12 protein-coding genes are annotated in these 14,143 nt (G+C 62.3%); 6 read left to right on the top strand and 6 right to left on the bottom strand.

What is annotated here, in order from left to right; genetic code table 11:
• Positions 1 to 13: 13 nt before the first annotated feature.
• Both ACK3SD_RS11740 and ACK3SD_RS11735 read right to left on the bottom strand, forming a co-directional pair.
• Positions 14 to 598: a YceI family protein gene (locus ACK3SD_RS11740; protein WP_481125604.1), complete on the bottom strand. Its 585-nt coding sequence runs from the start codon at positions 596 to 598 to the stop codon at positions 14 to 16.
• Between the two features lie 193 nt (positions 599 to 791).
• Complete coding sequence (locus ACK3SD_RS11735) at positions 792 to 1,511, bottom strand: DcrB/PsbP domain-containing protein (RefSeq protein WP_481125603.1); 720 nt, start codon at positions 1,509 to 1,511, stop codon at positions 792 to 794.
• Positions 1,512 to 1,734: 223 nt separating this feature from the next.
• Between ACK3SD_RS11735 and ACK3SD_RS11730 the strand changes: the two genes are divergently transcribed.
• The 4 genes from ACK3SD_RS11730 to ACK3SD_RS11715 all read left to right on the top strand — a co-directional run bounded on the left by ACK3SD_RS11730 (position 1,735) and on the right by ACK3SD_RS11715 (position 5,773).
• Positions 1,735 to 2,115, top strand: coding sequence for a GNAT family N-acetyltransferase (locus ACK3SD_RS11730; protein WP_481127542.1), 381 nt, complete (start codon positions 1,735 to 1,737; stop codon positions 2,113 to 2,115).
• 77 nt (positions 2,116 to 2,192) lie between these two features.
• Positions 2,193 to 2,747 (top strand): low temperature requirement protein A, encoded by a 555-nt coding sequence (locus ACK3SD_RS11725; protein ID WP_481125602.1) that lies wholly within the window; start codon positions 2,193 to 2,195, stop codon positions 2,745 to 2,747.
• A 402-nt stretch (positions 2,748 to 3,149) separates the two neighbouring features.
• Entirely contained in the window at positions 3,150 to 4,019 is an 870-nt protein-coding gene (locus ACK3SD_RS11720) for a nucleoside-specific channel-forming protein Tsx (protein ID WP_137763718.1), read from the top strand.
• 161 nt (positions 4,020 to 4,180) lie between these two features.
• Complete coding sequence (locus ACK3SD_RS11715; RefSeq protein ID WP_481125601.1) at positions 4,181 to 5,773, top strand: ABC-F family ATPase; 1,593 nt, start codon at positions 4,181 to 4,183, stop codon at positions 5,771 to 5,773.
• A 67-nt stretch (positions 5,774 to 5,840) separates the two neighbouring features.
• Here ACK3SD_RS11715 and ACK3SD_RS11710 read toward each other — a convergent pair whose 3' ends face one another.
• The gene (locus tag ACK3SD_RS11710; RefSeq protein ID WP_481125600.1) at positions 5,841 to 8,204 is read right to left on the bottom strand and encodes a glycoside hydrolase family 31 protein; all 2,364 of its coding nucleotides are present in this window, start codon (positions 8,202 to 8,204) and stop codon (positions 5,841 to 5,843) included.
• A gap of 15 nt (positions 8,205 to 8,219) precedes the next feature.
• On the bottom strand, positions 8,220 to 9,521 hold the full coding sequence (locus tag ACK3SD_RS11705; protein WP_481125599.1) for an MFS transporter: 1,302 nt from the start codon (positions 9,519 to 9,521) through the stop codon (positions 8,220 to 8,222).
• A 292-nt stretch (positions 9,522 to 9,813) separates the two neighbouring features.
• On the opposite strand from ACK3SD_RS11705, the gene ACK3SD_RS11700 reads away from it, so the two are divergent.
• Positions 9,814 to 10,887: a LacI family DNA-binding transcriptional regulator gene (locus tag ACK3SD_RS11700; protein ID WP_481125598.1), complete on the top strand. Its 1,074-nt coding sequence runs from the start codon at positions 9,814 to 9,816 to the stop codon at positions 10,885 to 10,887.
• A gap of 3 nt (positions 10,888 to 10,890) precedes the next feature.
• Here ACK3SD_RS11700 and moeB read toward each other — a convergent pair whose 3' ends face one another.
• On the bottom strand, positions 10,891 to 11,646 hold the full coding sequence (moeB, locus tag ACK3SD_RS11695) for a molybdopterin-synthase adenylyltransferase MoeB (protein ID WP_481125597.1): 756 nt from the start codon (positions 11,644 to 11,646) through the stop codon (positions 10,891 to 10,893).
• Between the two features lie 2 nt (positions 11,647 to 11,648).
• Positions 11,649 to 12,893, bottom strand: coding sequence for a molybdopterin molybdotransferase MoeA (gene moeA, locus ACK3SD_RS11690; RefSeq protein ID WP_481125596.1), 1,245 nt, complete (start codon positions 12,891 to 12,893; stop codon positions 11,649 to 11,651).
• Between the two features lie 320 nt (positions 12,894 to 13,213).
• On the opposite strand from moeA, the gene ACK3SD_RS11685 reads away from it, so the two are divergent.
• A complete protein-coding gene (locus ACK3SD_RS11685; protein ID WP_137763712.1) occupies positions 13,214 to 14,053 on the top strand; it encodes a class II aldolase/adducin family protein in 840 nt (279 codons plus the stop codon).
• The last annotated feature ends 90 nt before the right edge of the window (positions 14,054 to 14,143 follow it).

Genomic DNA, 14,143 nt, shown 5'->3' with positions numbered 1-14,143 from the left:
GCAGGGGAGGGGCTTACTTGGCGTAGGCTTCGGTGGAGATGGCAATCACCACGTCGTCGCTGACGGCCGGGACATATTTGTCCAGCTTGAAGTCAGAGCGCTTGATGGTGGCGGCGGCGTCAAAGCCAATCGCCTGCTTCTTCACCATCGGGTGCTCACCCTGCTTGTTCAGCACGGCGTGCAGGGTCACTGGCTTGGTGATGCCCTTGATGGTCAGGTTGCCCTCGACGTCATACTTGTTGTCGCCAGCGTGGGTCACCTTGGTGCTGTGGAAGGTGGCAGTCGGATATTTGGCGACGTCGAAGTACTCCGCGCCCTTGAACTCGCTGGTCAGCGCGGCGACGTGGGTGTCGATGGTGCTGATCGGCAGGGTGACGTCAACCTTGGAGTTGGCCAGATCGTCGGCGTCAAACACGAGGGTGCCGGTGACGTTGGAGAGGTCAGCGGTGGGGTGCGAGAAGCCGAAGTGCGTCCAGGCTACCACCACGGAAGTATGGCCAGGGTCCATCGCGTAGGTCTGGGTGGCCGCCAGCGAAACCTGGGAGTAGAGGCCGAGGCCCAGCATGGCAGGGAGCAGCACTTTTTTCATGACTGACATTATTACGTCCTTTTGCAGTGAATTCAGGGTCAACAAGACCAATCAGTCTGTAAGAGGGCGCGCCGCGCTGCCAGCTAATATATTTGACCGGTATATTCAAAAAATTTTACTAATGGATTGGGGAAATTGCTCTAGCGGCATGGCCCAATAAAAAAGGCTGCCTATCGGCAGCCTTTTTAATCGCCTCAAAAACTTACTTGAAGCTGACGTTGTCGCTGATCGCCTTAACCAGCGCCTCATGCGCGGCCATATCATCAGAGATGGTCATGATCTGGATATTGATCATCTGTGCATTCTGCTGGGTGGTCAGGCTGGTGCTGATGGCCGCCCGATCCTGCTGTTTGATTTTGGACTCAAACTGGTAGAAGGGGTGGCCGGAGAGGGAGACCATGCCTTTTTTCAGCACATTCACGCTGGAGTACTGCTTTTTGAAGGTCTCAAGCAGTTTCGGGCCATTCTCTTCCAGCGCCTTTTTCAGCGCCTCGCGGTCAGCCAGCGGCGTCAGGCCGCCGTAGTTGACCAGGGTGACCATCTGGTTGGTGGTAGGGTTGGCGAAGATGCGGGTCAGCACGCGATCGCCCTCTTTTGGCGCGGGGGAGCGATCGACAAAGCCCTTCGGCAGCGTGAAACTAAGGCGCGGCTGGGCAGCTTCTGCGGCTGCAGCGGGCTGCGCGGCGTTGTTGGCCGGGGCGGCTTTCGCGTCTGCGGCAGCTTGCTCGGCCGGGGCGGCTTTCGCGTCTGCGGCAGCTTTCTCGGCCGGGGCGGCTTTCGCGTCTGCGGCAGCTTTCTCAGCCGGGGCGGCGCTGGCGGCCGGGGCGGCTTTGTCAGTGGCAGGTTTCTCGGCAGCGTTGTCACACGCAGTCAGGCTGGTCAGCATCAGGGCCGCCAGGCCATATTTCACAATTGGTTTCATGGTTACGTTTTCCTGGAAAAAAGATTTGGCGGAATATACTCAGCTGATGAGCAGGAACAAGCGAATCATGATTTCACGATTGCTACATTGACGGAGTTGAGTATAATTATATGATTTTTAAGGGATAATATTTTCCGCCGGTGAGTGGGGAAAACGCGTGGGGAAAATAGGATTTTTATTATAAATAATCTAAATGATTAACTTGGGAATTATTATGGCTGACATGTATTGGCAAGATCTGCACCACAGTGAACTGGGCGCCGCGCCGCTCTACGCGCTGCTGGCGCTGCGTTGTGAAGTGTTTGTGGTGGAGCAGACCTGCCCCTATCTGGATGTGGATGGGCGCGATCTGGCATCGGGCACGCGCCACCTGCTGTGCTGGCAACAGGGGCGGCTGGCGGCCTACGCCCGCCTGCTGCCGGGCGAGGAGGTAGCGATTGGCCGGGTGGTGGTCGCGCCCTTTGCGCGCGGACAGCAACTGGGGCGCACGCTGATGGCGCAGGCCCACTTGCAAGCGTTCTACCGCGATTTTGGCTTCTCGCCCTGCTCGGAAGTCTATGATGAGGATGGGATTCCCCATATCGACATGCGCCGAACTGTCTGAATTTCACGCAGGCACGATTTTTTGTCAAAAAAATCGGGTAACGTGGGCCTTCCCCCTGCTTGCTGGAGAGAACCAAGATGCCAAGAACACTCTCCCGTTACCTGATGGTGGTCACCGCGCTGCTGGTGCTGGCCGCCTGGATGACCATCACTGCGCTGAGTGACCTGCCACCCAGCACGCCGGTGCTGCTGGCGGCGCTCTCCGCGCTGCTGGGGGCGCTGGCGATCTGGTGCCTCTACTATGCCGCGCTGGCACAGCCGGTGCGCCCGGCGTGGCCGGGCAGCAGCGGCCACCTGACCCATGTGGTGATGATCATCGCCCTCTGTGCCTGGACGGTGGGCAATGCGCACGTCATCGCCTACCCGATGCAGGCCACCCACCTGCCAGCCGCCTGTGTGCTGGTCGGCGCGCCGCTGGCCTGGCTGGCGGCACTGATGCTGTGGCAGTACCGGCGCGGCCTGCGGATACCACGCCAGCACCTGATTGGGCTGCTGGCGCTGGCGCTGCTACTGCCGGTAAGCGGCTATGCCGACCTGCTGACCACCAATGGTCTGGCGACGCTGATCCTGCTGGCAGTGCTGCTGTGGGAGCCGCTGGCGCGCAGCCGCCGCGCTGCCTGGCGATCGCAATAGGGCGCGGCGAGATGCCCGCCCACTTCCCGCCCACTTCCTGACCTTTCCTGCCTGAAAAGCCAGCAAACGGACGCCACCGATTGCGTCTGGCTAAGTAAACGATTGCGTGGCCGCAAAAAAACAGTATCTTTACGGCCCGTTACAGATTGTGATCGTCCTCACGAAAAACATGTATCACTATGCAACTAAAATTGACATTTTTTGACATAATCGCATATTAAGTGACACCTGATTATTGCCGGTAACAAGGTTTGGAGCGCCGCCCCTCATTACGGCTGCTCACCGACCGGCTAAGTGGCTCCTGATGACACACCTGAATGAGCAATAACGCTGCCGCATGTTGTGTGGTTCACCACATCCCCGTTTGGCAGGGAACCGCCCTTTAAAGCACTGGTAATGACAATGAATAAAACTCTTCTCGCCGCGGGCGCTCTGGCTGCCCTCTCTTACAGCGCCACCTCAATGGCGGATGACACACAGGGTGAGTACCTCTCCGACTGGTGGAAACAGAGCGTCAACGTGGTGGGCAGCTACCACACCCGCTTCGGGCCGCAGCTGAACAACGATCTCTACCTGGAGTATGAAGCCTTTGCCCACAAGGATTGGTTCGACTTCTACGGCTATGTGGACGTGCCAAAAGCTTTTGGCGTCGGCAATGGCAACGACGTCGGTATCTGGGACAAAAACGGCTCCCCGCTGTTCATGGAGATCGAACCGCGCTTCTCCATCGACAAGCTGACTGGCACTGACCTGAGTTTCGGGCCGTTCAAAGAGTGGTACTTCGCCAACAACTACATCTTTGACATGGGGCCGGACAGCGACAACCGCCAGAACACCTGGTACATGGGTCTGGGCACCGACATCGACACCCACACTCCGCTGAACCTGTCACTGAACGTCTACGCCAAGTACCAGTGGGAGAACTACAGCGCCGCCAACGAAAACAGCTGGGATGGCTACCGCTTCAAGGTGAAATACTTCCTGCCGCTGGGCGATGTCTGGGGCGGCCACGTCAGCTACATCGGCTTCACCAACTTTGACTGGGGCTCTGACCTGAACGAAAACGGCAACAAGGCGCGCACCAGCAACTCCATCGCCTCCAGCCACATTCTGGCGCTGAACTACGCGCACTGGCACTACTCCTTTGTGGCGCGTTACTTCCACAACGGCGGCCAATGGCAGGATGGCACCGAGCTGAACTTCGGCAAGGGCAACTTCGACGTCAAGTCCACCGGCTGGGGCTACTACGCGGTGATCGGCTACAGCTTCTGATCCCCGTCCCAGACGCGCAAACCCGGCCCCGGCCGGGTTTTTGCTTTTTTGGCTGACTTTTTGCCCGTCTGGCTAAGTTTTGCGCAAAATCCTGCGCGATCCCGCCTGCCGGTTGTGGCATAATGCGCGCCTCATCACATTCCAAACCAAGAGCGAGCGTTGTGTTAAGTACTAACAACATCACCATGCAGTTCGGCAGCAAGCCGCTGTTCGAAAATATCTCCGTCAAGTTTGGCGGCGGCAACCGTTACGGTTTGATTGGCGCCAATGGCTGCGGCAAATCGACCTTCATGAAGATCCTCGGCGGGGATCTGACGCCGAGCGCGGGCAACGTCTTCCTCGACCCGAACGAACGTCTGGGCAAGCTGCGCCAGGATCAGTTCGCTTATGAAAACTACACTGTGCTGGACACCGTCATCATGGGCCACGTCGAACTGTGGCAGGTGAAAGAGGAGCGCGACCGCATCTACGCCCTGCCGGAGATGAGCGAAGAGGATGGCTACAAGGTGGCTGACCTCGAAGTGGCCTACGGCGAGATGGATGGCTACACCGCCGAGGCGCGGGCTGGCGAACTGCTGCTGGGCGTCGGTATCCCGGTGGAGCAGCACTACGGCCCGATGAGTGAGATCGCGCCGGGCTTCAAGCTGCGTGTGCTGCTGGCTCAGGCCCTCTTCTCCGACCCGGAGATCCTGCTGCTGGACGAACCGACCAACAACCTGGACATCGACACCATCCGTTGGCTGGAGCAGGTGCTCAACGAGCGCAACAGCACCATGATCATCATTTCGCACGACCGTCACTTCCTGAACATGGTCTGCACCCACATGGCCGATCTGGACTACGGCGAACTGCGCGTCTATCCGGGCAACTACGACGAATACATGACCGCCGCCACGCAGGCGCGTGAGCGCCTGCTGGCTGACAACGCCAAGAAGAAGGCGCAGATTGCCGAGCTGCAATCTTTCGTCAGCCGCTTCAGCGCCAACGCCTCCAAATCCAAGCAGGCCACCTCGCGTGCGCGCCAGATCGACAAGATCCAGCTGGATGAGGTGAAAGCCTCCAGCCGCCAGAACCCGTATATCCGCTTCGACCAAGAGAAGAAGCTGTTCCGTAACGCGCTGGAAGTGCAGGAGCTGTCAAAAGGCTACGACGACGGCCTGCTGTTCAAGAAGCTGAACCTGATGGTGGAAGTGGGCGAGAAGGTCGCGGTGCTGGGTACTAACGGCATCGGTAAGACCACCCTGCTGAAGACGCTGGTGGGCGAAATTGCGCCAAACAACGGCACCGTGAAGTGGTCTGAGAATGCCTCCATTGGCTACTACGCGCAGGATCACGCCGAAGAGTTCGACTGCGACCTGACGGTCTTTGACTGGATGAGCCAGTGGAAATCCGAGAAGGAAGATGAGCAGGCGGTGCGCAGCATCCTCGGCCGTCTGCTGTTCGGCCAGGACGACATCAAGAAGAAGGTGAAGGTACTCTCCGGTGGCGAGAAGGGCCGTATGCTGTTCGGCAAGCTGATGATGCAGAAGCCCAACATTCTGGTGATGGACGAGCCGACCAACCACCTCGACATGGAGTCCATCGAGTCGCTGAACATGGCGCTGGAGATGTATGAAGGCACGCTGATCTTCGTCTCCCACGACCGCGAGTTCGTCAGCTCCCTCGCCAGCCGTATTCTGGAGATCACCCCGAACAAGGTGGTGGACTTCAGCGGCAACTACGAGGACTACCTGCGCAGTCAGGGCATCTACTGATCGGCCACGCCGAGCAGCCAGAGATAAAAAAGCCGGGGACGCCCCCGGCTTTTTTTATGCCTGTGTCTCAGCGCTGCCAGGTGTCGCCCTCGACGCCCTCCACCAGCAGGCGGCGGGTTTCACCAGCCGGCAGGGTGAGGCGCAGCGCCTGCCAGGCTGGCTGGTAGTGACCGCGGCGCTGGAAGGTGAGGCGGATCTCGGTGTCGGTGCAGGCCATCTCCCACGTCAGCCACAGCGCCTCATCCTGTTGGTAGCCCCATGACTCGCCATCATCCTCAAACAGGCTGCCGTGGCTGACGCCGTGGCCGCGCAGCGGGTAGAGGCGCAGCTCGCGCTGGTCATCGGCCTGTGCGTCAACGTGCGTGATGCGGCTGCTGTGCGGCAGGGCACTGCCAGCGCGCGCCAGTAGCGGCAGGCGCTCCAGCGGCGCGTCGAGGGTGACCCACTGGCCACCGGCGTACCACTGGCCGGTGTAGTAGTCATACCAGCCGCTCTGGTTGTCCGGCAGCCACAGGCGGCGCTGGCGCTCGCCCGGCTCCACTACGCTCGCCACCAGCAGGTCACGCCCCAGCAGGAACTCGTCGCACTCGGCGAAGGTCTGCGGATCGTGCTCATGGTCGAGGAAGGTGGGGCGCAGCAGCGGCTCATCCTCGTCATGTGCCTGCCACAACAGCGTGTAGAGGTAGGGCAGCAGCCGGTAGCGCAGCGCGATGGCGTCGCGGATCGCCGGGGTGACGGTCGGGTACATCCACGGCTCGTTGACCGTCTGGTCATCGTTCCAGGAGTGGATGGTGAAGCGCGGGTGCATCACGCCATTCTGTACCCAGCGCACAAACAGCTCGGCGTCCGGTTTGTCGCCAGAGAAGCCGCCGACGTCGTGGCCGACGTTGTACAGCCCGGACAGGCTCATCCCCAGCCCCATGCGGGTGTTGTAGCGCAGCGTCTCCCAGTTGGTGCGGTTGTCGCCGCTCCAGGTCTGCACGTAGCGCTGCATCCCGGCACAGCCAGAGCGCGAGATGAGGTAGGGGCGCTTCTCTGGGGCGAAGGCTTGCTGCGCCTCCATCGAGGCACGCATCATCAGCAGCGGCATCACCGGGCGGATGTGCTTGATGGCGATCTCGCGGCCAAAGCCATGGCAGCGCGCCTCGCCGTCCCACACCTCATACTCGTTGTTGTCATTCCAGGTGGAGTCGATCCCCTTTTCGAGCAGCTGGGTGGTGACGCCCTGTTGCCACCACGCGATGGCCGCCGGGTTGGTGAAGTCGAGGTGCGATCCCTCATCATCCCAGAAGCTGGAGCGCTCCGGGCAGGGCTGCTCGGAGTCGCGGATGAACAGCCCGCGCTCCGCCACCTCCTGGTAGCGCGGGTGATCCTGCAACAGGCAAGGTTTGATGTTCGCCGCCAGCTTCAGGCCAGCGTCATGGAAGGCGCGGCTCATCACTTCCGGCTGTGGCACCTTGTCGTAGTTCCAGTTAAAGACGTAGCGCTTGTTGTTGATGGAGGTGTAGCCGGAGGAGAGCTGGAACGAGTCGCAGGGGATCGCCTGCTCACGGCAGAGGCGGATAAAGTGCATTAGCTGCTGCTGGGCGTCCGGCGCGTCGGTGTAGTGCATGGTGGAGCCGCTGTAGCCGAGGCTCCACTTCGGGCCAAACAGCGTCTTGCCGGTCAGGCGCACAAAGGTCTTGGTGACATCCAGCACGCGCGGGCCGAGGAACAGGTAGTAGTCGATGTCGCCCGCCTCCGCCTGCCAGCGGCGGTAGGGCAGGTGGTAGTTGTCCAGCTCATTCCCCAGATCGAGCCAGCAACTGCTCAGGTTGTCATAGAACAGGCCGAAGCTGACGCCGGGGCGCTGGGTGATGGTGAACGGGATGTGCTTGTAGAGCGGGTCGGTGCTGGCGGCGTTGTAGCCCATCGCGTCCAGGTTGCGCATCTCATAGCGCTTGCCGGTGCGCTGCAACGGCCCGGCCTTCTCGCCCAGCCCGTAGTAGCGCTCCTCCGGGTAGCGGCGCTGGTAGTGCGCCACGCCGTCGCCGTGGGCGTTGAGCTGGTAGGCGCTGGTGGGGCGGTCGCTGGCCAGCGGCTGCCATGCGCCAGCCTCGTCGCGGTGGTGCCACTCCAGCCACAGCGGCTGGTGCACGGTAACGCGCAAGCGATCGGTGCTGACGCGCAGGCCGCCGTCGATCTCCTCCAGTTCAAAGCCGGGCAGGGTGAAGCCCGCCAGACTCTCGCGTGGCCGCCCCTCCCACGGCGTCTCCCCCTCTGGCGCGATGCTCCAGGTACGATCCAGCGCCAACTGGTTGCGGCGCTTGAGCAGCACGCGGAACATGCCGCTCTCCAGCACATAGAGGCAGAGGCGGTGGCTGCCCTCCACGGCCAGTTCCACGTGGTGGGCGTCTGATGACAGCAGTGACCAATTTTTCAGGATTTTCATCATTCACATTCCATTTCAGGCACGCGCGGTGCGGCGTTCAGCAATAAAGGCAATCAGGAAAATCGCGCCAATCAGGTCGAAAAAGCCCATGGCGATAAACAGCGGGTTGAAGCCGATGCGGTCGGCGGTGACGCCAATCAGCAGCGAAAACAGGAAGCTGGCGATCCAGGCGGCGGAGCCGCGCATCCCGTTCACCGTCGCCATCTGGCCGCGGTCGAAGGTCTCCACCACCAGCGCGCTCAACATGCAGGAGATGATCTGGTGGCCGAAGCCGCCAATCGAGATCAGCGCGATGGCGATATAGGGGTCTTCCGTCAGGGCGACCAGCGCCAGCGCCACCATCATGCAGGCACCGGTGACGGAACTGGCGACCACCGAGTTGATGCGGGTGCAGCCAAACAGCTTCACGTAGAGGCGGGTCAGGTAGCCACTGGCGGCGCTGCCGAGGTCGGCGGCGAGGAACGGCAGCCAGGCAAACATGGCGATCTGTTTCAGATCCATGCCGCGCTCATTGGCGAGGTAGAGCGGCACCCAGAAGCTGAGCACGGCCCAGGCCGGTTCCGCCATAAAGGCCGGGATGGCGATGCCGTAGAAGCGGCGGTTCTTCGCCACGTTGCGCAGCGCGGTCAGGAAGGGCTGCTTGACCGGCGGCGGCTCGTTGTCCTGCTGGATGAAGGCCAGCTCATCCTTGCTCAGGTTGGGGTGGCGCTCTGGGTTGTGGTAGCAGAGCCACCACAGCACCACCCATGCCAGCGCCAAGCCGCCGGTGAACATGAACGCGCCCTGCCAGCCGAAGGAGACGTGGGCGAAGTAGACGATGGGCGGGGCCAGCATCGCGCCGATGGAGAAGCCGACGCCCGCCCAACCGGCGGCGATTGGCCGCTCACGTTTCGGGAACCACTCACCAATGGTTTTGGCGTTGGCCGGGGTGGCCGCTGCCTCCGCGCCGCCCATGAAGAAGCGCAGGATCGCCAGATGCAGCCAGCTACCGGCCCCGGCGTGCAGGATGCAGATGATGGCCCACAGGGTGGCGCAGATCATGAAGCCCAGCTTCAGGCCAATCACGTCAATCAGCCAGCCGCACAGTGGTTGGAACAGGGTATAGGCGAGCTGGAAGGCACCGACAATATAGGAGTACTGCTCGGTGGTGATGCCGAGGCTGGTCTTCAGCTCGGGTGCCAGGATGCCGAGGGAGTTGCGGGTGATGTAGTTGATGGTAACGCCAAGCAGAAACAGCACCAGCACCCACCAGCGTAGGTGGCGGAAGGTGCGTTTCGCCTTCACGGCGGTGACATCCTGATTTATGCCATGACTCATGGGGGTCTCCACGTAGCAATGATTCTCGGATTGGTATAACAACTTAATTTGGCAATCAGTGGTTTAACTTTTTGAATTTAATCTTTTTTATGTGATCTGACGCAGCATTGCCGGGGCAGGCTGTTCGACAAGTCGAGACTAATTGAGTTATAAATCGACCAACAGAGGAATTTATGAAAGCTTTTTCACCGTTACGGTAAAAACCGGTTTACGCAGCGGGAAATGCCATAGGAAAAGCGCATTTTTCCACCGTGAAAATTTTTTCATTGGCCAAATGGGCAGAGATCACAAAATGGAGAAAAAGCTAAAAATCAGCCAGATCGCCGCCCAGACTGGGCTGTCGATCAGCACGGTATCGCGGGTGCTGGCGGGCAAGGCCAACACCAGCGAGGCGGCGCGGCGGCAGGTGCTGGCCTGCGCGCAGCACAACGGGGTGTTGCAGGGGCTGGCGGCCGGGCGGCTGCTGCTCAACAGTTTGGTGGTGTTTGCGCCGCAACGCGCCTTCGACGAGCGATTGGATGTCTTCTACTACCGGGTGATTCAGGGCATCAGCAAGGCGCTGGCCCCCCATGAGGTGCGGCTGCGCTACTGCGCGCTGGAGGAGCATGACAGCGACGCCAACCTGTTTTTGGCGAAGATGAGTGAGGCGGAGAGCGAGGCGGCGATCTTGATCGGCATTGACGATCCGCACATCCACGATTTGGCGGCGAACGTCGGCAAGCCCTGTGTGCTGGTCAACTGCCGTGACCAGAAGATGCGCCTACCGGGCGTAGCACCCGATCACCAGCTGATTGGCGCGGGCGCGGCCAGCTACCTGTTTGAGCAGGGACACCGGGCGGTGCTGAACCTGCTCTGCCTGCGGCGCTACACCATGGAGCTGCGGCTGGCGGGCATCCGTGACGCTTGGGCAGCGCATAACCTGCCGTTTGACGAGGCGCGGCACCTGATCGCCGCGCAGGGCTTCAGCGCCCGCGAGAGCGAGCAACTGATCGCCGACTATCTGGCGGCCACGCCACGCGGCCAGTGGCCGAGCGCGCTGCTGGTGGGTGGGGATTTCATGGCCGCTGGCGCGGTCAGCGCGCTGCAAAAGGCTGGGCTGCGGGTGCCACAGGATATGTCAGTGATGAGCATTGATGGCTTTAATCTGGCGGCGATCCATGACGTGCCGCTCACCTCGCTGCACGTGCCGCGTGATGAGCTGGGAGAGGAGGCGGTGCACATCCTGCAACAGCGGCTGATTCGCCCACAGGCACCGGTGGGCAACTGGCTGTTCGGCGGCACGCTGGCGGTGCGCGAGTCGGTGCGCCGGGTGCGTCTGCACCCCGGCCACAGCCCGGTGAAGGATGCCGGGCTGTATGATGAGTGACGGCTAGTGGCCGCCGCACACCTCGCATTTCGGGTTTTTCGGCAGTTTCAGGCTACGGAACTGGAGGGTCATCGCATCAAACAGCAGCACCCGGTGGGTGGCTGGTTCGCCGTAGCGCGTCAGCACCTTGATCGCCTCCATCGCCTGCAAGCTGCCCACGGTGCCGACCAGCGGGGCCATCACCCCGGCCTCGACGCAGGTCAGGGCATTCTCACCGAACAGGCGGCTTAAACAGCGGTAGCACGGCTCATCCTCCTGCCAGGTGAAGACGCTGAGCTGTCCCTCCATGCGGATCGCCGCACCCGAAACCAGCGGCGTGCGCGTGGCGAAGCAGGCGCGGTTGAGCTGGTTGCGAGTGGCCACGTTGTCGCTGCAATCCAGCACCACGTCGGCCGCCGCCACCTCTGCCGCCAGCGCCTCCTCCTCGAGGAGCTGGTTCAGGGTGCGGATACGCACATGCGGGTTGATGGCGGTGAGCGCCAGCGCCGCCGATTCCACCTTCGCCATGCCGAGGCGCGCATCGCTGTGCAGCGTCTGGCGCTGCAAATTGGAGAGCGACACGGTATCGAAATCGACCAGCGTCAGCGTACCGATGCCCGCCGCCGCCAGATACTGCGCTGCCGCGCAGCCAAGGCCGCCGAGGCCAATCACCAGCGCGTGGCTGGCCTTCAGCGCCTCTTGGCCGTCAAAGTCAAAGCCGCGCAGCACAATCTGCCGGTTGTAGCGCAGCGTCTCCTCGTCGCTCAGTTCCGGGTGCATGGTCAGCCCCCCAGCAGGGCGTTGAAGAACTGGATGGTGACGGTCTCGCCCTCCGCCACCGACCCGCGCTCGCGCTCCAGCACGATAAAGCAGTTGGCTTGGCTGAAGGAGCTAAAGATGTGCGATCCCTGATGGCCGGTGGTGCGCACCGCCAGTTCACCCTGCTCGTTGGTGAAGGCGATGCCGCGCTGGAAGTCGAGCCGGCCCGGCTGCTTCTTCAGCCCGCTGGCGGCGACGGCTTTGAGCATCGGCGGCAGTTGCCAGTCACGGTGGCCGGCCAGCCGGGCGATCAGGGGCTGCACCAACTGGTAGAAGGTGAGGGCGGCGGAGACCGGGTTGCCCGGCAGGCCGCAGAACCACGACTGGCTGAGGCGGCCAAAGGCGAAGGGTTTGCCCGGCTTGATCGCCAGCTGCCAGAAGCCGATCTCGCCCAACTCCTCCAGCATGGTCTTGGTGTAGTCCGCCTCGCCCACGGAGACCCCGCCGCTGCTGATCACCAGATCCGCCGCCGCGTCCGCCTGCTGGAACGCCTTGCGCAGCGCCTGCGGGTCATCCGGGATGATGCCGAGGTCAACCACCCGGCAGCCGAGCTGCTCCAGCATCAGCCGCACGCCGAAGCGGTTGGTGTCATAGATCTGGCCCGGCTGTAACGGCGTGCCGACCGGTTGCAGTTCGTCACCGGTGGAGAAGACCGCCACCGTCAGCGGCTCATAGACCGCCACGTCAGTGACGCCCAGCGACGCCAACAGCGGCAGTTCCGCCGCCCCCAGCCGCCGGCCCACCGGCAGCACCGTCGCGCCCTGGGCGATGTCCTCACCGGCACGGCGGATGTTCTGCCCGGCCTTCACCGGCGCGGTGAAACGCACGCCCTGATCCATCACCTCGCTCTCCTCCTGCATCACCACCGCCTCGCAGCCCGGCGGCACCGGCGCGCCGGTCATGATGCGGATGCAGTGGCCCGCTGGCCACTCGCCGTCAAAGGGCGCGCCAGCGAACGCCTTGCCCGCTACCGGCAGCGGCTGACCGCTGGCGGCCTCCTCCACGCGCACGGCGTAGCCATCCATCGCGGAGTTGTCGAACGGCGGCACCTGCACCGGCGAGGTCACTTCAGCGGCGGTGATGTGGCCAGCGGCACTGGCCAGCGGGATGCGGGTGGCGATGCGCTGGCAACTGACCTGCGCGAGCATCTTCTCCAGCGCGTCATCCAACGACAGCAGGCCGGCAAGGTGGGGGTGTTGTGGGGTCATCAATTACTCCGTTGTACGGCGGCCGCGCCGGGAGGGCAGGCGGCAAAAAATCGGGGGAATCTGCCCATTATGGCAGAGAACGCCGGGCTGACCAATCTGGCCGGCCACCCCGTTTTGCCCGGCGGCCAGAGAAAGCGGGCAGCGGCGCGCGGCGAAATCGGCGGCCCACGGGGCGAAATCCTGTGATTTTGGTCACAAAGCACGGGGGAAAGCGGCGAACTGGCGCGGCAAGGGTGCCAGCGGCGCGGCGGCGGCATAGCATAGCCCTATTGACGCCGCCCCCCGGCGGCCCCCAGCCATAAACCAAAGAGAGTACAGCGATGAGTCAATCTGATTGGTCAATTTCCCCGCCGTTACCGACGCTGGAGTTCCACTGGGAAGAGGGCAAGGACCCGCAGACCCCGCAGGAGGTAAATCAGTTTTTCTACAGCGACGCGCTTCAGGTGATCAAACAGCGGATGGTCGCCATTGGCCAGCGCATGTGGCAGAAAGACTACGTGGATGGCAACGGCGGCAACATCTCGGTGCGCGTCGGCGACAACCTGGTGCTCTGCACCCCCACGCTGATCAGCAAGGGTTTCATGACGCCGGATGATATGTGTCTGGTGGACATGGCGGGCCGCCAGAAGGCGGGCAAACGCCCCTCCACCAGCGAGATCAAGACCCACCTCGGCATCATGAGCCGCGTGCCAGCCGCCAAGTCCTGCGTCCACGCCCACCCGGTGCACGCCAACGCCTTTGTCATCACCGGCAGCGTGCCGCCGACCGGCATCATGCCAGAGCCGGACATCTTCTTTGGCGAAGTGGTGCAGGCGAAGTACGCCACGCCCGGCACGCCGGAGAACGCCGACAACGTTGGCTCGGTGTCGCCAGACCACCAGTGCATCTTCATGGAGAACCACGGCGTGATCGTCTGGGGCAACCATGTGGAGGATGCCTACTGGAAGCTGGAGAACGTGGACTCCTACTGCCGCATCCTGCTGCTGGCGACCCAGCTCAACCTGCCGATCCAGCAGGTCAACGCCGCCTCGATGCATGACTTTATCGCCCTGCGCAAAAAGCTCGGGATGCCGGACAACCGCGACCAGCGCGGCACGGACACCCTGTTCAACGCGCGCGAGTTTGCTGGCAAACCGCTGAAATCCCACCCGGACGCCTGATCTGCCCTGATGCCCCGCCTGCCGGGGCATTTTCCTGCCATCTGCCTGATGTTGCGCAGCAAAACCGTGATCCCCATTCCATAATTCCGT

This window comes from Chimaeribacter sp. YP20170169, from assembly GCF_056739715.1.
This window is presented reverse-complemented; position numbering and strand designations above follow the sequence as displayed.

Coding starts and splice junctions, on each gene's coding strand:
- ACK3SD_RS11740 (WP_481125604.1), bottom strand. CDS start 598: ATGTCAGTCATGAAAAAAGTGCTGCTCCCTGCCATGCTGGGCCTCGGC.
- ACK3SD_RS11735 (WP_481125603.1), bottom strand. CDS start 1,511: ATGAAACCAATTGTGAAATATGGCCTGGCGGCCCTGATGCTGACCAGC.
- ACK3SD_RS11730 (WP_481127542.1), top strand. CDS start 1,735: ATGTATTGGCAAGATCTGCACCACAGTGAACTGGGCGCCGCGCCGCTC.
- ACK3SD_RS11725 (WP_481125602.1), top strand. CDS start 2,193: ATGCCAAGAACACTCTCCCGTTACCTGATGGTGGTCACCGCGCTGCTG.
- ACK3SD_RS11720 (WP_137763718.1), top strand. CDS start 3,150: ATGAATAAAACTCTTCTCGCCGCGGGCGCTCTGGCTGCCCTCTCTTAC.
- ACK3SD_RS11710 (WP_481125600.1), bottom strand. CDS start 8,204: ATGAAAATCCTGAAAAATTGGTCACTGCTGTCATCAGACGCCCACCAC.
- ACK3SD_RS11705 (WP_481125599.1), bottom strand. CDS start 9,521: ATGAGTCATGGCATAAATCAGGATGTCACCGCCGTGAAGGCGAAACGC.
- ACK3SD_RS11700 (WP_481125598.1), top strand. CDS start 9,814: ATGGAGAAAAAGCTAAAAATCAGCCAGATCGCCGCCCAGACTGGGCTG.
- moeB (WP_481125597.1), bottom strand. CDS start 11,646: ATGCACCCGGAACTGAGCGACGAGGAGACGCTGCGCTACAACCGGCAG.
- moeA (WP_481125596.1), bottom strand. CDS start 12,893: ATGACCCCACAACACCCCCACCTTGCCGGCCTGCTGTCGTTGGATGAC.
- ACK3SD_RS11685 (WP_137763712.1), top strand. CDS start 13,214: ATGAGTCAATCTGATTGGTCAATTTCCCCGCCGTTACCGACGCTGGAG.